The sequence below is a fragment of the Luteimonas sp. 100069 genome, assembly GCF_003813845.1.
Lineage (GTDB): Bacteria > Pseudomonadota > Gammaproteobacteria > Xanthomonadales > Xanthomonadaceae > Luteimonas > Luteimonas chenhongjianii.
In genome coordinates this window covers 983,329-1,003,777 of sequence record NZ_RPFN01000001.1, presented here as the reverse complement: position 1 = coordinate 1,003,777, position 20,449 = coordinate 983,329, and the positions used below count along the sequence as shown (strand labels likewise).

The window sequence follows — 20,449 nt, the reverse complement described above, 5'->3', positions numbered from 1 at the left end:
CATGGACGCGACCATCTTCCACAACCCTGCCTGCGGCACCTCGCGCAACACGCTCGCGCTGATCCGCCATGCCGGCATCGAGCCGACGGTGATCGAGTACCTGCGTGATCCCCCGCTGCGCGGGCAGCTCAGCGCGATGATCGCGGCCGCCGGCATCGGCGTGCGCGACGCGCTGCGCCGCAAGGGCACGCCCTACGACGCGCTTGGTCTGGATGATCCGGCGCTGACCGACGACCAGCTGCTCGACGCGATGCTGGCCCACCCGGTGCTGATCAACCGCCCGTTCGTGGTGACCGACAGCGGCACCCGGCTCTGCCGGCCATCGGAGGTGGTGCTGGAGATCCTGCCGCCGCTGACGCAGCCCTTCACCAAGGAAGACGGCGAGGTGGTCGGCGCGACGGGCTGACCGCAGCCCGGCGGGATCGCAGCCGCCGCGTACGTGCCGCGGCCGTGGCCCACGCCTGTACGTCACGCTGGACCAGTGCCTGCGTGAGCCGGGCATGCACAACGTGGGCGGCATCGCCCTGCCCGACGGCGCTGACCTGCCTGCGCGGCCGGCTCAGCTTCGGAAGGGCGACCCGCTTCCGCGATCCGGCTTCCGACATCGCTGGAGCGGTGGCGGCGACGGACAGCTGCGGATGTCAGCTGCGGTCATGCGGCGGGGACGCCGTGGCCGCAATAGGCCGCGTGCAGCGCCTCGAGCACGCCCAGGGCCGGGCCGTCGGCGAGCGAGTAGTGGATCGACTGGGCCTCGCGCCGGGTGTGGACCAGCGCCATCTCGCGCAGCACCGCCAGGTGCTGCGACAGCGCGGACGCTCCCAGCCCGGTGGCCGGCTGCAGCTCGCCCACCGTGCGCTCGCCTTCCACCAGCTGGCACAGCACCAGCAGCCGCGCCGGGTGGGCCAGCGCCTTGAGCAGCGCGGCCGCCTCGCTTGCGTGGGCGGCCATGTCGGGCAACGCGACATCGGCATGGGCGGGCGTGGTGGCGGAGCTTGGCATCGCGGCGAGCTGGCTTGACAGGTGGTGGCGGGCATCACTACTTTAGACTTTACTAAATTAGATGGGAAGCCCGGGATGAACCCCCTGGTGGAAAGCTTCTACGATCCGTCCACGGCCACCTTCTCGCACGTGGTGTACGACCGCGAGGGCGGGCATGCGGCCATCGTCGATCCGGTGATGGACTTCGATCCGGCCAGCGCGCACACGATGTTCGACTCGGCGCAGCGGCTGCTCGACTTCGTGGCGAAGCGGCGGCTCACGGTCGAATGGATCCTCGAGACCCATGCCCATGCCGACCACCTCTCCGCAGCCGCCTGGCTGCGTGACAGGACCGGCGCGAAGGTCGCCATCGGCCGTGGCATCTGCGGGGTGCAAGCGCAGTTCAAGACGGTGTTCGGCCTGGAGGATTCGTTCCCCGTCGACGGGCGCCAGTTCGACCACCTGTTCGCCGACGGCGACACCTTCGCGATCGGCGACCTGTCCGGGCGCGTGATCGCCACCCCCGGCCACACCGCCGACAGCCTGAGCTACGTGATCGGCGATGCGGCCTTCATCGGCGACACGATGTTCGCGCCCGACACCGGCACCGCGCGCGCGGACTTTCCGGGCGGCGATGCGGCCACGCTGTACCGCTCGATCCGCCGGCTGTTCGCGCTGCCGGGCGAGACCCGCGTGTTCCTGTGCCACGACTACCCGCCCGACGGCCGCGCGCCGCGCGCCCAGACCACGATCGCCGCCCAGCGCGAGCACAACGTGCACCTGGGCGGCGAAGTGGCGGAAGAGGCCTTCGTGCGCATGCGCGAGGCGCGCGATGCCGGGCTCCCCGTGCCCAGGCTCATCCTCCCGGCGCTGCAGGTCAACATCCGTGGCGGCGACCTGCCGCCGCCGGAGTCCAACGGCGTGCGCTACCTGCGCCTGCCGCTCAACCAGTTCGGAGATCCAGCATGACCACGACCTGGCTGCTCGCACTCGCGGGCGGCGTACTGATCGGCCTCGCCGCCACGCTGCTGCTGTGGCTCAACGGACGCGTGGCCGGCGTCAGCGGCATCCTGGGCGGCGTGCTGTTTCCGGTTCGCGGCGAAGTGGCCTGGCGGATCGCGTTCCTTGCGGGGCTGGTGATCGCCGGCGGGGCGGCGATCGCGCTGCTGCCGGGCATCGCCACGCCGCGCACGGGCTTTCCGCCCGTATTGCTGATCGCGGCGGGCCTGCTGGTGGGTTTCGGCGCCAGCATGGGTAACGGCTGCACCAGCGGGCACGGTGTCTGCGGCCTGGGCCGGCTGTCGAAGCGCTCGCTGGCGGCGGTGCTGACCTTCATGGCGACAGCGGTGGTCACGACCTGGCTGGTGCGCCATGTGTGGGGCTGGGCATGAAGCGCATCCTCGCCGCCGCTCTCGCCTCCGGCGCGCTGTTCGGCGTGGGTCTGGCGCTGTCGGGCATGACCGATGCGCGGCGCATCCTCGGCTTCCTCGACGTCACCGGCGATTTCGACCCCACCCTCGCCTTCGTGCTCGGCGGCGCGGTCGCCACGACCCTGCTGCTGTTCCGCCCGGTGCTGCGGCGCGGGCGCCCGCTGTTCGCCGACGGCTTCCGCCTGCCGGAATCGAGCCGCATCGATGCCCGCCTGCTGACCGGCGCGGGGCTGTTCGGGATCGGCTGGGGTCTGGCCGGTTACTGTCCCGGCCCGGCATTGGCGGGCCTGGGCGTGGGCTCGAGCGAAGCGTTGTGGTTCGTGCCGGCAATGATCGTGGGGATCGTGCTGCAACGGATGCTCGCCCGCCGTTGAGAACCACAGGCCGGGGCTCCTCAGGGTGCTTCGGGGCTGGGACAACGCGCAGCCTCGCCGACACCGCGGCAGCGACGCTTCACTCCAATGGGAAGGCCGTAGCGCCTTCCCGGCCCGATGGCGCGACCGGTCCTGGCGGGCACCGACACGAGAGCGACACGATGATCGGCCGCAGGCGGCCTCAGGACACCCGGTCGAGGATGATCCAGATCGCGACGGCGAAGGTGATCGCCGCGAACAGCACGCCGCCCCACCCGTTGATGGCGGACGGATCCTTCTTCAGCCCCAGCCGCAACACGCCCACCATCAGCGTGGGCACCAGCAGGATCAGCGCCAGCAACACCCAGAGCGTTTCTGACATGACGTTCTCCTAGCAAGGGCCGGAAAGCGGACCGGGGAACCTGCGGCGGAAGCGGCACCCCGGCGGCGGCCAGCCACTCCCGGCGTACCGCACCGTCGTGGGCCGAGTATGCCGCAGGTGCTCGGCGCCACGCGTCGCCCGGCGCTATGCGGTGGCGCTGCCGTCCGTGCGCCCGCCGCGGCGGAACTTCGACACCACCCACGCCTCCACATCATCCACCAGCGTGAATGCCGCCGGCACCACGATCAGGCTGAGCACGGTGGACGTGATCAGGCCGCCGATCACTGCAACGGCCAGCGGCATGCGGAAACTGGAATCGGCGGTGAAACCGAGCGCGATGGGCATCATGCCGGCGCCCATCGCCAGGGTGGTCATGATCACCGGGCGGGCGCGCTTGTGGCAGGCGTCCATCAGTGCCTCATGGCGGCCCATGCCCTGCCCTTCGGCCATGACGGCGTAGTCCACCAGCAGGATGGAGTTCTTCACCGCGATGCCGATCAGCAGGATCAGGCCGATCAGCACCGACAGCGAGATGTCGAGACCGGTGATCAGCAGCGCGCCGAAGGCGCCAGCGGCAGCCAGCGGCACGGCGACCAGGATGGTGATGGGCTGGCTGGCATGGTTGAAGAGCAGCAGCAACACGCCATAGACGCAGAAGATGCCGGCCACCATGGCCATGGCGAAGCCGCCGAACATCTCGGCGAAGATCTCGCTGTCGCCCGCGGCCTGGCGCTCGACGCCCGGCGGCAGATTGGTGATGGAAGGCAGCGCGTCGATCTGCTTTTCCACCTCGCCCATCGCCATGCCGTTGAGATCCACGGTGATGGTGACATTGCGGCGGCGGTCGAAGCGGTCGATCTGCGAGGGGCCGCTGGCGGTGCTGATGTCCGCCACCGAAGACAACGGCACGCTGCCGCCACTGGCGGTGGGCACGCGCAGCTGGCCGAGCAGCGTCGGGTCCGACAGCGCACGCTCGTCGAGCTGCACGCGGATCGGCACCTGGCGCTCGGGCAGATTGAGCTTGGCCAGGAACTGCTCGTAATCACCGCGGGTCGCCACGCGCGTGGTGGCGGCGATGTCGGCGGTGGAGACGCCCAGATCGGCCGCGCGCGCGGGATCGGGGCGCACGATGATCTCCGGACGCACCAGCGCGGCCGACGAGCCCACGGTGCCGAGGCCGGGCAGTTGGCGGATCTCGCGTTCCACATCGCGCGCGGCCGAGGCCAGGTTCACCGGATCGTCGCCGGCCAGCACCAGTTGGAGTGCGCGACCGGGTTCGCCGCCCTGGAAACTCAGGCGCACACCGGGCAGATCGGCCAGGCGTTCGCGGACCTGCGATTCCAGCTCGTACTGGTTGAGTTTGCGGTCGTCGTTCCAGCGGATGGTCAGCGTGGCCTTGCGCAGCTCGGCGCTGGTGAGGTCGCCGGCCGGACCGTTGGCGCCGGAGTTGCTGCCGGCGGTGACGAAGACATGCGTGATCTCGGGGATGTCGGCGATGCGCTGGCGCGCGGTTTCCGCAACCTCCGCCGTGGTGTCGAGCGAGGTGCCCGGGGGCAGCTCGATCAGTACGTTGCTCTGGATGCCGTCGGCAGGCGGGATGAAGGTCACCTGCAGCAGCGGCAGCAGCGCCAGTGAGCCGATGAAGATGCCCAGCGCGATCGCCAGCGTTCGGTTTCGGTAACGCAGCGCCCGATCGACCATGCGCAGGTACCACTTCATCAGCTTCGAATCGCCCTTGTGCTCGGGCAGCGGCTTGAGCAGATAGGCCGACATCATCGGCGTGATCAGGCGTGCCACCAGCAGCGAGAACATCACCGCGGCCGCGGCGGTCCAGCCGAACTCGCGGAAGAACTTGCCGGGAATGCCCGGCATGAACGCCACCGGGATGAACACCGCCGCCAGCGTGCACGAAGTCGCAATTACCGCCAGGCCGATCTCGTCGGCCGCCTCCAGTGCGGCCTGCTGGGGACTCTTGCCCATGCGTAGATGGCGGTCGATGTTCTCCACCTCCACGATGGCGTCGTCCACCAGAATGCCCACCACCACGGCCAGTGCCAGCAGCGTGATCATGTTGAGGCTGAAACCCAGCCAGTACATCACCGCGAACGTGGGAATGATCGACAGCGGCAGCGCGACCGCCGAGATCAGCGTGGCGCGCACGTCGCGCAGGAAGAAGAACACCACCGCCACCGCAAGCGCGGCGCCCTCGTAGAGCATGTGCATCGAGGAGCGGTAGGAGTTCTCGGCCACTTCGGTGCTCGACGCCACCTCGACCATGCGCACGCGCGGTTGCTGCTGCTGCAGTTCCGCAACGGTGGCGCGCACGGCATTGCCCACGTCCACTTCGCTCGAGCCGGTGGTGCGCTGCACGGCGAAGCCGATCACCGGCCGGCCGTCGAGCGTGGTGCGCTGGCTGAGGGTGGCGTTGCCGTCGCTCACCGTCGCCAGCGTGGACAGGCGCACGCTGCGCCCGTCGGGCATGGAGATCGGGAAATCGGCGAGATCGGCGGCGGTCTCCACCGTGCCCAGTGTGCGCACCGCCTGCTCGCTGCCGCCCACGGTGGTGCGCCCGCCCGGCTGTTCCTGCTGGATGCGCGCCAGCTGCTGGCTGATCAGCGCCGGGCTCACGCCGAAGCCCTGCACGGCCTCGGGCCGCAGGTCCACGCGGATTTCGCGGTCGACGCCGCCGATGCGCCGCACGGTGCCCACGCCGGACACGGCGAACAGCCGCTTGGACACGGCGTCATCGATGAACCAGCTGAGCTCCTCGTCGCTCCAGCCATCGGCAGTGACGGCATAGGTGAGCATGTCGCCGCCGGTGACGTTGACCAGCGAGACGATCGGCGGCTCGACATCGGCCGGCAGATCGATACGCACACGGTCAATGGCGTCGCGCACCTCGTCCTTGGCGATGGTGCCGTCCTTCTCGATCTCGAAATTGAGGATGGTGGTGGAGGTGCCCTCGTTGACGATCGAGGCCATGTTGCGCAGCCCCGGGATGCTGGCGGTGGCATCCTCGATCCGCCGGGTCACCTGGGTTTCCAGCGTGCTGGGGCTGGCGCCGGGCAGCACCACGGTGACGTTGACCACCGGCACGGTGAGGTCCGGGAACTGCGAGACGGCCAGCCGGTTGAAGGCGACGAGACCGGCCGCGGTGAGCAGGATAAAGACCAGGATCGCCGGCAGCGGACGGTGGATCGACCAGGCGGAGAAGTTCATTCGGCAAGGTTTCCACTGGCGGCGTCACGGGTGGCCTCGCGCGTGGCGCCGGCACCTGCGGGATCGGCGGAGGCCGCCGGCGCGGGGCGTGGAGCGCTGCCGGGCGGAGCATTCGCCGCGTCGGCCGCGCTCGCGCTGTCGACCACGCGCACCAGGTCGCCGTCGCCGAGGAAGCCCGCGCCGCGCGCGACCACGCGGTCGGCCACGGTCAGGCCTTCGCCCACTTCGATCATGTCGCCATGCGTCGCGCCGACCGATACCGCCTGTTCGCGCACGCGGTTGTCGTCCGCCACGGTGAACACATAGGCGCGGCCGTCGCGGCGCACGACGGCTTCGATGGGCACCAGCAGCGCCTGCGCGCGGCCGAGCGCCAGCCGGCCCTGGGCGAACATGCCCGCGCGCAGCGGACCGGGATCGGGCAGGTCCACGTAGACGGTGCCGGTACGGCGCTGCGCGTCCAGCCCGGGCGATACCGTGCGCACGGTGCCGGGCACCGGGCCGACCGGCGTGTCCACCTGCACCTGCGTGCCCGGGCCCACGCGCAGCAGGTCGCCCTCGGCGAGCTCGGCGCGCCACTCCAGCCGACCATCGCGAATCAGCCGCAGCAGTTCGCCGCCGCCCACCACCTGTCCCGGCTGCACGCTGCGCGCCGACACCACGCCAGCCACCGGTGCGCGCACCACGGTGAAATCGCGCTGCACGCGCGCGGCATCGCGGCTGGCGATCGCGGTGTTGAGGCGCGCCTGCGCGTTGTCGCGCTCGGCCTCGGCCTGCTCTGCATCCTGCAGCGCGACCAGTTGTTCGCCGGCGAGTTCGCGCACGCGTCCGGCGCGACGGCGCGCGGTTTCGAGGTTGGTCTGCGCCTCGCGCACCGAGGCTTCGGACTGCGCCAGCTGCGAGTCCAACGTGCGATCGTCCACCCGCAACAACACATCGCCCGCGGCCACCTCGCTGCCCACTTCGACCTCCACGCTGGACACGCGCAGGCCCGACAGCTCGACGCCCACCGATACTTCCTCCCACGCTGCCACCGCGCCGGATGCGACCACTTCGCGGGTCACTTCACGATGTTGTGGCGTAGCCAGGCTTACGGTCAGGCTCGCTGTGGGTTCGGGCGGAGCGCCATCGCCACACGCGGCCAGGGCCAGCAATCCGGAAAGCGACAGGAGTCGAAGATGGTTTTGCATCAGGGCGGGCAGGATCGAGGAGCCCGCAAAACTATCAGCCTACTGATAACTCCGGAGTGACGGCGGCGCCAAGATGCCCAAGAAGCACCAGATCGACACCCTGCAGCGGCTGCGCGAGTCGCTGGCCTACCGGATGGGCCTGCAGCTCAAGCACCTGCACGCCGGGCTGACCGCCGCGATCGACGAGCGCCTGCGCGCCGATGGCATGGAACTCACCCGCCCGCAGGCGCTCACCCTGATGCTGCTGGCCGAGCGCCCCGGTGCCTCGAACGCGGAACTGGCGCGACTGGCGGGGGTGTCGCCGCAGACGATGCACCAGATCCTGCGGCGCCTGGACCGCGATGCGCTGGTGACCCGCGCGCCGCATCCCACGCGGGCACGCAGCCTGTCCTTGCAGATCACGGCCGAAGGCCTGGCCCGGGTGACGCGGGGCGCCGCGCTGGCGCAGACCGTGATCGAAAGTGCGCTGGACCGCCTGCAGCCTGCCGAGCAGACCCAACTGGTCACGCTGCTCGAGCGGTGCGCGGCGGGCCTGCCGGCAGGCGAGGATCCATAAGCGCGTTCGCGCGAGTCACTGGCCTGCTCGAGGCTGGCTGCAATGGCGCAACGGTCGCGGCCGGGCACCCTTCCCTCGCGCGATGACATCGCTTCGCCGTGCAATGGAAGCCTGACGTCGGTAGGCGACGCGATGCCGCAGTTCGCCAACTCGATTACAGGCAGCACGCTCGAGAGGCCGACGCTGCGGTCCAGGCGGGAGGCCGGGTGCGACGCGCTCAGCCCTTGACGCAGACCACCTGGCGCAGCGTATGCACCACTTCCACCAGGTCCTTCTGCGCGTCCATCACCGCCTCGATCGACTTGTAGGCGGCCGGCGATTCGTCGACCACCTCGGCATCCTTGCGGCACTCGACATGCGCGGTGGCGCGCGCGTGCGCCTCCACCGAGATCAGCTTGCGCGCGCGCGTGCGGCTCATCACCCGGCCGGCGCCATGGCTGCAGCTGTGGAAACTTTCCGCATTGCCGAGTCCGCGCACGATGTAACTGCGCGTGCCCATGCTGCCGGGAATGATGCCCAGCTCGCCTTTGCGCGCACTCACCGCGCCCTTGCGCGTCACGAAGATGTCCTTGCCGAAGTGATGCTCGCGGCTGACGTAGTTGTGGTGGCAGTTGACCGCTTCAGCCTGCGCCTCGAATGGCTTTGCGATCACCCGCCGCGCGGCATCGACCGCGTTGCGCATCATGATCTGGCGGTTGATGCGCGCGTAGTGCTGCGCCCACTCCACCGCGAACACGTAGTCGTCGTAGTGCTGGCTGCCCTCGCGCAGATAGGCCAGATCGACGTCGGGGAGGTTGGCGATGTGCCGGCCCATGTCCTGCTTGGCGAGTTCGATGAAGTGCGTGCCGATGGCATTGCCGACGCCGCGCGAGCCCGAGTGCAGCATGAACCACACGCGCTGCGCCTCGTCGAGGCAGACCTCGACGAAGTGGTTGCCGGTGCCCAGCGTGCCGAGGTGATGCAGGTTGTTGGTCTTTGCCAGTCGCGGGTGCGCGTGGGTGATGCGCCTGAAGCCCTGCGCCAGCGTGGCCCAGCCTTCGATCGCGCGCTCGGGCGGCGAAGCCCACGCCCCCGGATCGCGCTTGCCGCGCGCGGCGACGCGCCCGTGCGGCACCGCGCGCTCGATCGCCTGACGCAGGCCCGCCAGGCTGTCCGGCAGGTCGCCGGCCATCAGCGTGGTGCGCGCAGCGATCATGCCGCAGCCGATGTCCACGCCCACTGCGGCGGGAATGATCGCACCGACCGTCGGCACCACCGAACCCACGGTCGCACCCTTGCCCAGATGGACATCGGGCATCACCGCGATGTGGCGATGGATGATCGGCAGCTTCGCGATGTTGCGCAGCTGCTCGCGCGCTTCGTCTTCCAGCGGCACGCCGCGCGTCCACAGCTTGATGGGCGCGGCGCCGGGGTCATGGATGATGTTGTAGGCGGTCTGGTTCATGGCGGAATCCTCGCGCCGATACTGCACGGGCGCGTGTCGACGGGGCGCGTGCGCCGGAACGCCATCCATTCGACACGATCTGCAGTGCGTGACCGATCGAGCGGAAAGAGCGCAGGAATCACCCGCCGGTCCGCGCGCCGCACGCGAGCTGGCTCGGCTGCAGATCTCAGTCGCTGCGCACCTGCTCCCGCATGGCATCGAGATGCGTCAGATACAGGCGCAGGTCGAATTCAAGCTGGTGATAGTCCGGCTCCATGTGCGTGCACAGCTGGTAGAAGGCCTTGTTGTGCTCGGCTTCCTTCATGTGCGCCAGCTCGTGCACCACGATCATCCGCAGGAAATCCGCCGGCGCGTCGCGGAACACACTGGCGATGCGGATCTCGCGGCTGGCCTTGAGCCTGCCGCCGTGCACGCGGGAGATGGTGGTGTGGGTGCCCAGCGCATGCTTCATCACCTGCAGCTTTCCATCGAAGACCACCTTGCCCAGCGGCGCAGCCTTGCGCATGTGGCGGTCTTTCAGGGCCTGCACGTAGGTGTAGAGCTGGCCATCGTTGCGCACCGCATGCGCATCGGCGTACTTCGCGCTCAGTACCGTGCCCAGACGGTCCTGCGCGATGAGCTCGCGCACGCGCGCCTGCACCTCCGGCGGATAGCCGCCGAGATACTTCAGCGGCTGCATCAGAAAAAACCCCGCTTTCGCGGGGCTTTCTCCAGCATGAAAACGCCTGCGATCAAGCGAACGGATCCTGCAGCACCATCGTGTGTGCACGGTCGGGGCCGGTACTGACGATGCTGACCGGGCAACCCGCCAGCTCCTCGAGCGCGCGCAGGTAGGCGCGGGCCGCAGGCGGCAGTTTCTCCCACTCGGTGATGCCATGGGTGTTCTCGTCCCAGCCCGGGAATTCGAGATACACGGGCGTGCACTCGTCCCAGCCGCCGGCGTCGAGCGGCGCGTATTCGGTGCGCTTGCCGCGGTATTCGTAGGCGATGCAGATCTTCAGCGTCTTCATGCCGTCGAGCACGTCGAGCTTGGTGATGCACAGGCCGGAGATGCCGTTGATGGCCACCGCGCGCTTGAGCGCGACGATGTCCATCCAGCCGCAGCGGCGCGGACGCCCGGTGGAGGCGCCGTATTCCTGGCCGCGGTCGCGGATGCCCTGGCCGACCTCGTCGTCGAGCTCGGTCGGGAACGGACCGCCGCCGACGCGCGTCGCGTAGGCCTTGGCGATGCCGAGCACGTAGTCGATCGCGTCCGCGCCGACGCCGGTCCCGGCCAATGCGCCGCCGACGGTGGTGTTGGAGCTGGTGACATAGGGATAGGTGCCGTGGTCGATGTCGAGCAGCGCGCCCTGCGCACCTTCGAACAACACCCGCTTGCCCTGCTTGCGCAGGTCGTGAAGGATGCCGGCCACGTCACTCTTCATCGGCTCGACGTACTCGCCGAACGCCAGCGCCTCGTCGTAGGTCTGCTGGAAGTCGACCGCGTCGACGCCCAGGTACTTGGTGAGCACGAAGTTGTGGTAATCGAGCGCGGTGCGCAGCAGCTCCTCGAGCTGCTTCGGGTAGTGCAGGTCGGCAACGCGGATGCCGCGGCGCGCCACCTTGTCCTCGTACGCCGGACCGATGCCGCGGCCGGTGGTGCCGATGGCCTTGCCGCCGGCGGCCTTTTCGCGGGCCTGATCCAGCGCAATGTGGTAGGGCATGATCAGCGGCGTGGCCGGGCTGATCTTCAGTCGCGAACGCACTTCGACGCCGGCGCCTTCGAGTTCACCGATTTCCTTGATCAGCGCGGCCGGGCTCAGCACCACGCCGTTGCCGATCAGGCACAGCGCGTCGTCGCGCAGGATGCCGGAGGGAATCAGGTGGAGGACGGTCTTCTTGCCGCCGATCACCAGCGTATGGCCGGCATTGTGGCCGCCCTGGAAGCGCACCACGGCGCCGATGTCCTGCGTGAGCAGGTCAACGATCTTGCCCTTGCCCTCGTCGCCCCACTGAGCGCCGATTACCACCACTGACTGACCCATCTCGATGACTCCTGTATCGCATTGCGGCCATCGGGGCCGCAGGAAAGGACCGGCCTGCCTTGCCTGGACGCTGGCCGCTCCATCGGGGAGACGACCGCCACGCAGGGCCGGACACGGAAAAAGCCGGACGGTCCACTCGAGCGAGTTGGCCGGGCCGGCTTTTCGGCATTATCCGGATAACGGGTGACCGCGGCCACCGCTTTGTGGGCGCGGTTCACGGGCGGTCAGATGCCGCCGCGGCCCGTTGGCGCCGCGGCGCAACTCCGCTACCCGCTACATCTCGCTACCCGCCACATCTGCTGAGGGGAAACCGACCCGTTGCGCCCGATTGGGGCCGCTCGGGCGGGCAAGCAGCGGTCGTCGGCAAAGCCCATCGGTCAGCACAGCGTCAGCGCGGTGCCGGCCGGAGAGACGGCTTGGACGCGGCAACCGATTCAGAACTGCCGGCGGGACCTGTGCAGAGCTGTTGGCAGGGCATCCGAAACCCGAGTCGACCACGCACGCCGCTCCGGCCCTCTCCCCCCGGGAGAGGGGTTGGGGTGAGGGCAACTGTCCGTAGGGATGGGGACCAGATAACGCCCCCGGGAACCCGCCATCTAAAGGCGCAAGAATCACGCCCCTCGGAAATGCGCGGGACCAGTCACCCTTTCCGCCGCGCTGCGCGCGCCGGCCTCACGGAGAGGACGACGCAACAGTGCCGGGTGAAGCGTGGGAAGCCCTCCGGCGAAGGAACGACGGTCACCGCGGACGCTCGTCCACCGACTGGGGGGCGAAGTCGACTCAGCCCCGCACGAAATAAAGCGCGACCAGCCCCAGTGCCAGCACCGCTGCGCCGATGCGGCGCAGCGTTGACAGCGGCAACGCCAGCATCTGCTCGGCGTTGCGCTTCCAGAAACCCGGGGCAGCGAAGAGCATCATACCTTCGACGACGAACACCAGGCACAGCGCCGCCCACAGGTCGGACATCAGCGTTGCGCCATCAACGGTCGCTGCGCATGTACTGCAGGAAGGGGTCGTTGCGCTCGAGCACGATCACGCTCTCGCCCTTCTCGAACGCAGCGCGATACGCCTCGAGACTGCGCTGGAACGCGTAGAACGAGGGATCCCGACTGGCCGCCTGGCCGTAGATGCGCGTCGCCTCGGCGTCGCCTTCACCGCGCAGGGTCTGCGCATCGCGCTCGGCCTCGGCCAGCAGCACGGTCTGCTCACGATCCGCCTCGCCGCGGATCGCGCGCGCGCGCTCCTCGCCCTCGGCGCGCAGACGCGTGGCTACTTCCTGGCGTTCGGCGCGCATGCGGTTGTAGACCTGCTGGATGACCTGGCTGTCGGTCGGCAGGTCGATCTGCTTGATGCGGATGTCGATGATCCGCATGCCCAGCGACTTGGCGGCCTCGTTGATGGCCGGCAGCTGGCGCTCGACGAACTCCGAACGGTTGCCCGAGACCAGCTCGGTCAGCGTGTTGGCGTTGATCTCGTTGCGCAGCGAGTTCTTGATGATGGGTTCGAGGCGCAGGCTGGCGTCGGCCTCGATGCCCGAGGTCGCGCGGTAGAACTCGACGACGTCGCTGATCGCGATGATGGCCACGAAGTCCACGCTGACGTCCTTGCGCTCGGAGGTCAGCGAGCGTTCGGGCGAAAACGCGGTCGCAACGAAGCGGCGGTCGAACACGCGCGCGGTCTCGATCAGCGGCACCTTGAAGTGCAGGCCCGGGCCGATATCCGTCCGCGCGACGCGACCGAGGTTGAGGACCAGGGCCACCTGGCCTTCGCGGACCACGTACACCGAACTCATCAGGCCCAGCAGCACGATGATCAGCAGGGGAATGACGAACTTGAATCTCATCGGCTGGCTCCATCACGCGGCGGGCGCGGCAGGTTGCGCGCGGCCGGGGCCGGCGCGGTGGTGCTGGTGTTGCTGCCGCGCGTGGCATCGGTGCTTGGCGACAGCGCTTCAGGCGGGAGCAGCGCCGGTGCGGACTGGCTGCCGGTGCCCTGCCCACCCAGCGGGGCGTAGATCACCTGACGGCCATCACCGCCGACGATCGTGTGGTTGTTGGCCAGCACCTGCTGCACGGTGTCGAGCCACAAGCGCTTGCGGGTGACTTCAGGCGCGCTCGCATAGGCATCGACCAGCAGGCTGAAGCGCTGCGCATCACCGGTGGCGCGGGCGATCTCGGCGGTCTTGTAGCCTTCGGCCTGCGCGCGGATCCGGGCGGATTCACCACGGGCCTCGGGCACGACCTTGGCCGCATATGCGCCAGCTTCCTTGACCAGCTGCTCATTGATCTGCTGGGCGCTATTGACCTCGTCAAACGCGGCCTTGACCTCTTCCGGCGGACGCGCGTCCTGCAGGTTGAGTTCGTTGACGATCAGGCCGGTGCGGTAGCTGTCGAGCGATGCCTGCAACGAGGCCTGGGCGGCGGTCGAGATCGGGCCACGCGCATTGAGCGCGGCGTCGAGGTTCACCCGGCCGATCTGTTCGCGCACGGCGCTGAGGGCGGTCTGCTCGAGGATCTCGCGGGGATTGCGAGTGCCGAACAGATACTCCACAGGATCGCCGACCCGGTACTGCACGTTGAACGACACGACGACGATGTTCTCGTCGCGGGTCAGCACCGGCACGGTATTGCTGTAGGACTGCACCGTGGTCGCGTCGACCTTGATCACGCGCTCGATCGGCCACGGCAGCTTGAAGTTCGGACCCGGCTGCATCACCCGGGCGACTTCGCCGAAGCGCAGCACCACGCCGCGCTGGGTTTCACCCACCAGCACGAAACAGTTCAGCAGCAGCACGATGACCACGACGACCGCGATCCAGCGCAGCGGATTGCCGCTCCCGAAACCGCCGCCGAAGAGCCCGCGGAACTGGTCGAGGATGCGATCGAAGCCACCGCCGCCGCCGCGTCCTCCACGTCCACCACCGCCGCCGGTACGGCGTGGCGGCCACGGATTGCGGTCGCCCTGATTCCCCGAGCCCTTGCGGTCGGGAGAATCGTTGTCCTTGTTGTTGCCGGGAATGTTCCAGGCCATGCCTGCTCCAGTTCTGGGCGCGCAGCCTGCGTCGGCGCGGCGCGGGGGTCGCATAGTCTAACCGGCTGGCGCCTCCCTCAGGCGACGCCGGCCGGCTCTCGCTGTCCTGCGTATGCACGTATGCCACGGCAGGGGTGACGGGAAGGCCGCCGTTGTGGGCGGCACCCGGGGATGCGGCGGAGCCGGTAGCCCGGCGGGCCGGGACGGCCGGAAAACACCGGTTTCGACGGGCAGGCCGAGGCGGCCCGCCCGAACTGCCGCTCAGCCGAACTCGTCCTCGTCGGGCGGCAGCAGCGCGCGCAGGGGTTCGCCGTTCTCCTGCGAGGCCAGGCGCGCGGCATCGGCATGGGCCAGATCCACCTGCAGCAGCCAGCCGTCTTCGTCGAGCGTTTCGGTGCGCACGCCTTCGAGCGCGTGCAGACGCGCATGCAGACGGCCCGCTTCGGGCGGCAGGCGCAGCTCGCCGACGATGCGGCGGATGCCGAGGCGACGTGCCAGCGCATGCGAAAGCAGATCAAGGCCCAGCCCGTCGCGCGCCGAGATCCAGACGCTCTCGCGCACGGCATCGTCGGAGAGCGCATTGGGATCGAGGTCGTAGCGCGGCGTGGCACCTTCGATGCGGTCGATCTTGTTGAACACCAGCAGCTGCGGCAGATCGCCGGCGCCGATGTCGCTCAGCACCGCGTCCACCTGGGCGATGCGCTCGTTGCGCAGCGGATCCGCAGCGTCGATGACGTGCAGCAGCAGGTCGGCCTCGCGCGCCTCGCTCAGGGTGGAGCGGAATGCGGCGACGAGTTCGTGCGGCAGGTCGCGAACGAAGCCGACCGTGTCGGCCAGCACGATGCTGCCGCCCGACAGGTCCACGCGGCGCACGGTGGGATCGAGCGTGGCGAAGAGCTGGTCGGCGGCATAGGCGTCCGCGCCGGAAAGCGTGTTGAACAGCGTCGACTTGCCTGCATTGGTGTAGCCGACCAGGGCGACACGCGGCATCTCGCTGCGCACGCGGGCGCGGCGCATCTGGGTGCGCTGCACTTCTACCTTGTCGAGCCGGGCCTGCAGCTGTTCAAGCCGCTTCTGCAGCAGTCGACGGTCGGTCTCGAGCTGGGTTTCGCCGGGGCCGCGCAGGCCGATCGAACCACCGCGCTGGCGCTCCAGGTGGGTCCAGCCGCGCACCAGCCGCGTGGCCATGTGCCGGAGCTGCGCCAGCTCGACCTGCAGCTTGCCTTCATGGCTGCGGGCGCGCTGGGCGAAGATGTCGAGGATCAGTCCGGTGCGGTCGACCACGCGGCGCTCGAGATATTTCTCGAGGTTGCGTTCCTGGCCGGGCGAGAGCCGGTGATTGACGAGAATGAGATCGGCGCCAGTGGCGTCGGCGGCCGCCTTCACCTCTTCGAGCTTGCCGCTGCCGAACAGCGTGGCGGCGTTGGGCTTGTCGATGCGGGCGGGAATGACCGCCGCTACGTTGGCACCGGCCGAGCGTGCCAGCTCGGTGAATTCTTCCAGGGCACCCTCGTCGGCCGGCCCGTGCGCATGGGGCTGGATCAGCAGCGCGTTTTCACCCTTCCGGGAGCGTTCGAACAAAGTGTTTATCTACCTCTGGCTCTGGGTCAGTCGGCGGTCTCGGCCGCCGCGTCGTCCCCGCCCTCGCCATCGGAGGACTGGACGAAGCCGCCGCCGGGTGCGACACGCACATTGCGCGCAGGCACCACGGTGGAGATCGCGTGCTTGTAGACCATCTGGCTCACGGTGTTGCGCAGCAACACCACGAACTGATCGAAGGATTCGATCGTGCCCTGCAGTTTGATGCCGTTGACCAGGTAAATCGAGACGGGCACGCGCTCACGGCGCAGTGCGTTCAGGAAAGGGTCCTGCAAAGATTGCCCCTTGGACATGGTGTTTCCCCAGCGTGGTTGTTGTTGTTATGTGCCTGACAGCGGGGCCGACGCCCGCTCCCCGGGTCGCCGACCGGCCGATGGTACACAACCGGGGGGCCGTCCGCGCAACATCGCAGGGGCGGGACGCCGCGTCGGATCGGGGACGTCATCGCGATCCGGCATCACGACCGGAACGGGCCGCGTGGAAGTGCTCGCCCGCAGACCCACCACAGCCGTTCACCCCGGGCGACGGCCCAGGAATGCAGTGACCTCCGCATCCAGCACGTCGCGCTGGGCTGCCGGATCGAACAGGCGCGCGCCGCTGCGGCCCCGCAACCAGGTGAACTGACGCTTGGCCAGCTGCCGGGTTGCAGCGATGCCGCGTTCGCGGAACGTGGCGGCGTCGCCCTGCCCGTCGAGGAACTCCCAGGCCTGGCGGTAGCCGACCGCGCGGATCGCGGGCAGCTCCAGCGGCGCCGGGTGCGCCCGCAGTTCCGGCATGGCGCGCAGGCGCCGCACCTCGTCGAGGAACCCTGCGGCGAGCATCGCGTCGAAACGCGCGGCAATGCGCGCGTGCAGGATGGCGCGGTCGGCCGGTGCGATCGCCAGCGACAGCACCTGCGCCGGGAACGGCGGCGATTCGGTGGGGCGTCGCTGCCACTCGCTGATCGGGATGCCGGTAAGCCGATGGACCTCCAGCGCACGCTGGATGCGTTGTGCATCGCCCGGTTTGATACGCGCGGCCGCTTCGGCATCGATCGTTTCCAACCGGGAATGCAGTGCGGACCAGCCCAGCTCGGCCGCCTCGGCGGCGATCGCGGCGCGGGTCGCCGGGTCGGCCTCGGGCATCGGCGACAGACCATCGAGCAGCGCCGCGAAATAAAGCCCGGTGCCGCCGGCCAGGATCGGCACCCGGCCACGGTGGAGGATGTCCTCGACCGCGCGACGTGCGTCGGCAGCAAACTCGGCGGCCGAATAGGCCTGCCATGGATCGCGCAGGTCGAGCATGTGGTGCGGCACGCGCCTGCGCTCGGCGGCATCGGGCTTGGCCGCGCCGATGTCCAGGCCGCGGTAAACCAGCGCCGAATCGACGCTGACGATCTCGCCGCCGAAGCGCTCGGCCCAGTCGAGCGCGAGCGCAGTCTTGCCCGACGCAGTGGGACCCATCAGCACGATGGCGCGCGCACGATCGGCGGCGGCATCGCCACTCATGCGCAAGTCCTGGCGGCACACGCACCGAACATGCTCAGTACCCGGTTTCCCTCAGGGACCGGCGCACCTGTTCGTGGGTGGCCCGCACGTTCTGCGAAGGGGCATTGTCGAGCAGGCTCACGACGATGATCGCCAGCAGCCCGATCGCGAACCCCGGAACGATCTCGTAGAGGTTCGAGCCCATGCGCTCGACCGCGATCTGCTTCCACGCCACGACGGTGACCGCGCCGAGCAGCATGCCCGCCAGAGCGCCATTGCGGGTCATGCGACCCCAGAACAGCGACAGCAACACCACCGGACCGAACGCCGCCCCGAAGCCTGCCCAGGCATACGAGACGAGTCCGAGCACTCGGCTCTCCGGATCGCGCGCCAGCCACAGCGCGACCAGCGCCACAAGCAGCACGCTCGCCCGACCGATCCACATCAGCTCCCGCTGGCCGGCGGCCGGACGCACGAAACCGCGATAGAAATCCTCAGAAAGCACGCTCGAGCACACGAGCAGCTGGCTCGACAGCGTGCTCATCACCGCGGCGAGGATCGCCGACAGGATCACACCGGCCACCCAGGGATTGAACAGCAGCTCGACGAGGGTGATGAACACCCGCTCGGCATTGGCTTCGACCGGCCCGGCGACTTCCGGGTGCTGCTGGAAATACGCGATACCGAGGAAACCGACCAGCAACGCGCCGAGCAGGCACAGGATCATCCAGGTCATGCCGATCCGGCGCGCGGCCGGAATGGAGTGCACGCTGTCGGCCGCCATGAAGCGCGCCAGGATGTGCGGCTGGCCGAAGTAGCCCAGCGCCCATGCGAGCAGCGAGATCAGCCCGACCGCGCCGAGCGCGCCATCGCGGGTCCACGACAGCCGCGTGGCATCGACACTCCGGATCAGCTCGATGCTCGATTCGAAGCCCCCGGTATTCATGTAGACGATCACCGGCGCGAGTATCAGTGCGAACAGCATCAGCGTGCCCTGGGCCACATCGGTCCAGCTCACCGCGAGAAATCCGCCGATCAGCGTATAGAGGATGGTGACCGCAGCGCCCCACCAGATCGCCTGCGCATACGGCAGGCCGAACACGCTCTCGAACAGACGCGCGCCGGCGACCACGCCCGAGGCGCAGTACACGGCGAAGAACACCAGGATCACCACCGCCGAGAACACGCGCAGCAGGCGGCTGCGGTCCTCGAAGCGATGGGTGAAGAAGTCGGGCAGCGTCAGCGCATTGCCGGTGCGCTCGGTGTAGACGCGCAGCGGGCCGGCAACATACCGCCAGTTGAGATACGCACCGACGATCAGGCCAATCGCGATCCAGGACTCAGATACCCCGCCCAGGTACATGGCACCGGGCAGGCCCATCAGCAGCCAACCGCTCATGTCGGAGGCGCCGGCGGACAACGCGGTGACGCCGGGACCCAAGCTTCGCCCACCCAGGATGTAGTCGTCGAAATTACGCGTCGAACGCCAGGCGACGACGCCGATCAGCACCATGGCGAGCAGGTAGATCACGAACGTCACGATCAGCGGCGTGCTGGCAGTCATCATTGGAATCTGTCCCCTCCTGAAACGAACGGCCGCCCTGGCGGGCGGCGCGAAACTGACTGCACAGGGTAACGCATCGTTCTACAGGCGTAGCCCGGGTGCCGGGCTTCAGGCATCGTCGGGCCAGCTGATTACAGGCCTGGCGGACGCCGCGCGCGGCACCGGCACAGCGGCGACCGCGGCCCAGATCCTGAGCGCATCGACCGTCTCGGCGACGTCGTGCACGCGCACCAGGCGCGCGCCGTTCTGCACCGCGATCAGGTGCGCGGCCACCGATCCGGCCACGCGCTCGCTCGCCAACTCGCGCCCGGTGAGTTCGCCGATGCTGCGCTTGCGCGACAACCCGGCGAGCACCGGCACGCCCAGTTCGGCGAAACGCTGCAGCTGCGCCAGCAGCGCCATGTTGTGGGCCGTGGTCTTGCCGAACCCGAAACCGGGATCGACAAGGATGTGTCTGCGTGCGATCCCGGCCATCTCGGCGGCAAAGATGCGTTCGGCGAGGAAGCGATGCACATCGCCGACCACATCGTCGTACTGCGGCGCATCCTGCATGTCGCGCGGCTCGCCGAGCATATGCATCAGCACCACCGGCACGCCGAGCGACGCGGCCGTCTCGAGCGCGCCCTCGCGGCGCAGGCCGTAGACATCGTTGATCATGCCGGCGCCCGCCGCGACCGCCGACCGCATCACTTCCGGCTTGGACGTGTCGATGCTGATCGGCAGCGCCGTGCGCGCGCGCAGACCCTCGATCACCGGCAGCACGCGCCGCAGTTCTTCAGCCACGGGCACTTCGGCAGCGCCGGGCCGCGTCGATTCGCCGCCGACATCGAGGATGTCCGCGCCCTCCTCCGCAAGCCGCACGCCGTGCGCGATCGCCGCCTCGGCGTCCACGTGGGCGCCCCCGTCGGAGAACGAATCCGGCGTGACATTGACGATACCCATGACCCGCGGCGCGTCGAGACGCAGCACGCGGCCGTTGCAGTCGAGCTGGAGCGCGGTGTCGAACATCATCGGTTCCTCGGATTCATTGCAATGGAGGTGTGGCCGGCGCACGCCACGCGACGGCCCGGGCTGGACACGAAGCGGGCGCGCGTCCGATCGTGATGCAGCGCGGCCCGGTCAAACGTCGCAACCACGACGATGCCGATGATCAGACCTGCGCCACTGCCCGCAGGCAACCATGGACAGGACGACTTCGGCTGGCCTCGGCCATCCCG

Annotated in this window: 20 protein-coding genes; 5 read left to right on the top strand and 15 right to left on the bottom strand. The window is 69.0% G+C overall.

Annotated features, from left to right (window positions below; genetic code table 11):
• The first annotated feature begins 1 nt into the window (after position 1).
• Positions 2–406 (top strand): arsenate reductase (glutaredoxin), encoded by a 405-nt coding sequence (gene arsC / locus EGK76_RS04445; RefSeq protein WP_096298813.1) that lies wholly within the window; start codon positions 2–4, stop codon positions 404–406.
• A gap of 245 nt (positions 407–651) precedes the next feature.
• Here arsC and EGK76_RS04440 read toward each other — a convergent pair whose 3' ends face one another.
• The gene (locus EGK76_RS04440; RefSeq protein WP_233580151.1) at positions 652–999 is read right to left on the bottom strand and encodes a metalloregulator ArsR/SmtB family transcription factor; all 348 of its coding nucleotides are present in this window, start codon (positions 997–999) and stop codon (positions 652–654) included.
• 75 nt (positions 1,000–1,074) lie between these two features.
• Here EGK76_RS04440 and EGK76_RS04435 point away from each other — a divergent pair, with 75 nt between their 5' ends.
• The 3 genes from EGK76_RS04435 to EGK76_RS04425 are packed head-to-tail and all read left to right on the top strand — an operon-like array spanning position 1,075 to position 2,782.
• Entirely contained in the window at positions 1,075–1,947 is an 873-nt protein-coding gene (locus EGK76_RS04435; RefSeq protein ID WP_123831765.1) for an MBL fold metallo-hydrolase, read from the top strand.
• Complete coding sequence (locus tag EGK76_RS04430) at positions 1,944–2,369, top strand: YeeE/YedE family protein (RefSeq protein ID WP_096298819.1); 426 nt, start codon at positions 1,944–1,946, stop codon at positions 2,367–2,369. Before EGK76_RS04435 ends, EGK76_RS04430 begins: the two co-directional genes overlap by 4 nt.
• Positions 2,366–2,782, top strand: a complete 417-nt coding sequence (locus EGK76_RS04425) for a DUF6691 family protein (RefSeq protein WP_123831764.1) — start codon at positions 2,366–2,368, stop codon at positions 2,780–2,782. The genes EGK76_RS04430 and EGK76_RS04425 overlap by 4 nt, the downstream gene beginning before the upstream one ends.
• A 181-nt stretch (positions 2,783–2,963) precedes the next feature.
• Here the strand turns inward: EGK76_RS04425 and EGK76_RS04420 are convergent, their stop codons facing one another.
• The 3 genes from EGK76_RS04420 to EGK76_RS04410 form a co-directional block, all read right to left on the bottom strand.
• Positions 2,964–3,143 carry a hypothetical protein gene (locus EGK76_RS04420; RefSeq protein WP_096298822.1) on the bottom strand — a complete coding sequence of 60 codons (180 nt, stop codon included), beginning with the start codon at positions 3,141–3,143 and terminating at the stop codon, positions 2,964–2,966.
• Positions 3,144–3,287: 144 nt separating this feature from the next.
• On the bottom strand, positions 3,288–6,362 hold the full coding sequence (locus EGK76_RS04415) for an efflux RND transporter permease subunit (protein ID WP_123831763.1): 3,075 nt from the start codon (positions 6,360–6,362) through the stop codon (positions 3,288–3,290).
• Positions 6,359–7,549: an efflux RND transporter periplasmic adaptor subunit gene (locus EGK76_RS04410; protein ID WP_255409771.1), complete on the bottom strand. Its 1,191-nt coding sequence runs from the start codon at positions 7,547–7,549 to the stop codon at positions 6,359–6,361. The genes EGK76_RS04415 and EGK76_RS04410 overlap by 4 nt, the downstream gene beginning before the upstream one ends.
• A 73-nt stretch (positions 7,550–7,622) precedes the next feature.
• Here EGK76_RS04410 and EGK76_RS04405 point away from each other — a divergent pair, with 73 nt between their 5' ends.
• A complete protein-coding gene (locus EGK76_RS04405) occupies positions 7,623–8,105 on the top strand; it encodes a MarR family transcriptional regulator (RefSeq protein ID WP_096298828.1) in 483 nt (160 codons plus the stop codon).
• A gap of 217 nt (positions 8,106–8,322) precedes the next feature.
• On the opposite strand, the gene EGK76_RS04400 is transcribed toward EGK76_RS04405, so the two are convergent.
• The 11 genes from EGK76_RS04400 to folP form a co-directional block, all read right to left on the bottom strand.
• A complete protein-coding gene (locus EGK76_RS04400) occupies positions 8,323–9,549 on the bottom strand; it encodes an RtcB family protein (protein ID WP_123831762.1) in 1,227 nt (408 codons plus the stop codon).
• A gap of 166 nt (positions 9,550–9,715) precedes the next feature.
• Complete coding sequence (locus EGK76_RS04395) at positions 9,716–10,228, bottom strand: YgjP-like metallopeptidase domain-containing protein (RefSeq protein ID WP_123831761.1); 513 nt, start codon at positions 10,226–10,228, stop codon at positions 9,716–9,718.
• A gap of 52 nt (positions 10,229–10,280) precedes the next feature.
• A complete protein-coding gene (locus EGK76_RS04390; protein ID WP_096298834.1) occupies positions 10,281–11,573 on the bottom strand; it encodes an adenylosuccinate synthase in 1,293 nt (430 codons plus the stop codon).
• A gap of 780 nt (positions 11,574–12,353) precedes the next feature.
• Complete coding sequence (locus EGK76_RS04385; protein WP_123831760.1) at positions 12,354–12,539, bottom strand: DUF2065 family protein; 186 nt, start codon at positions 12,537–12,539, stop codon at positions 12,354–12,356.
• A 13-nt stretch (positions 12,540–12,552) separates the two neighbouring features.
• The gene (hflC, locus tag EGK76_RS04380; RefSeq protein ID WP_123831759.1) at positions 12,553–13,416 is read right to left on the bottom strand and encodes a protease modulator HflC; all 864 of its coding nucleotides are present in this window, start codon (positions 13,414–13,416) and stop codon (positions 12,553–12,555) included.
• The gene (hflK, locus tag EGK76_RS04375) at positions 13,413–14,603 is read right to left on the bottom strand and encodes an FtsH protease activity modulator HflK (RefSeq protein WP_123831758.1); all 1,191 of its coding nucleotides are present in this window, start codon (positions 14,601–14,603) and stop codon (positions 13,413–13,415) included. The genes hflC and hflK overlap by 4 nt, the downstream gene beginning before the upstream one ends.
• Before the next feature lie 261 nt (positions 14,604–14,864).
• A complete protein-coding gene (gene hflX / locus EGK76_RS04370) occupies positions 14,865–16,184 on the bottom strand; it encodes a ribosome rescue GTPase HflX (RefSeq protein ID WP_096298842.1) in 1,320 nt (439 codons plus the stop codon).
• 26 nt (positions 16,185–16,210) lie between these two features.
• Positions 16,211–16,495 (bottom strand): RNA chaperone Hfq, encoded by a 285-nt coding sequence (gene hfq / locus EGK76_RS04365; RefSeq protein ID WP_096298844.1) that lies wholly within the window; start codon positions 16,493–16,495, stop codon positions 16,211–16,213.
• Positions 16,496–16,714: 219 nt separating this feature from the next.
• Positions 16,715–17,689 (bottom strand): tRNA (adenosine(37)-N6)-dimethylallyltransferase MiaA, encoded by a 975-nt coding sequence (gene miaA, locus EGK76_RS04360; RefSeq protein WP_123831757.1) that lies wholly within the window; start codon positions 17,687–17,689, stop codon positions 16,715–16,717.
• A gap of 34 nt (positions 17,690–17,723) precedes the next feature.
• Positions 17,724–19,235, bottom strand: a complete 1,512-nt coding sequence (gene putP / locus EGK76_RS04355) for a sodium/proline symporter PutP (RefSeq protein WP_233580149.1) — start codon at positions 19,233–19,235, stop codon at positions 17,724–17,726.
• Positions 19,236–19,340: 105 nt separating this feature from the next.
• The gene (gene folP, locus EGK76_RS04350) at positions 19,341–20,240 is read right to left on the bottom strand and encodes a dihydropteroate synthase (RefSeq protein ID WP_123831756.1); all 900 of its coding nucleotides are present in this window, start codon (positions 20,238–20,240) and stop codon (positions 19,341–19,343) included.
• Positions 20,241–20,449: the final 209 nt, after the last annotated feature.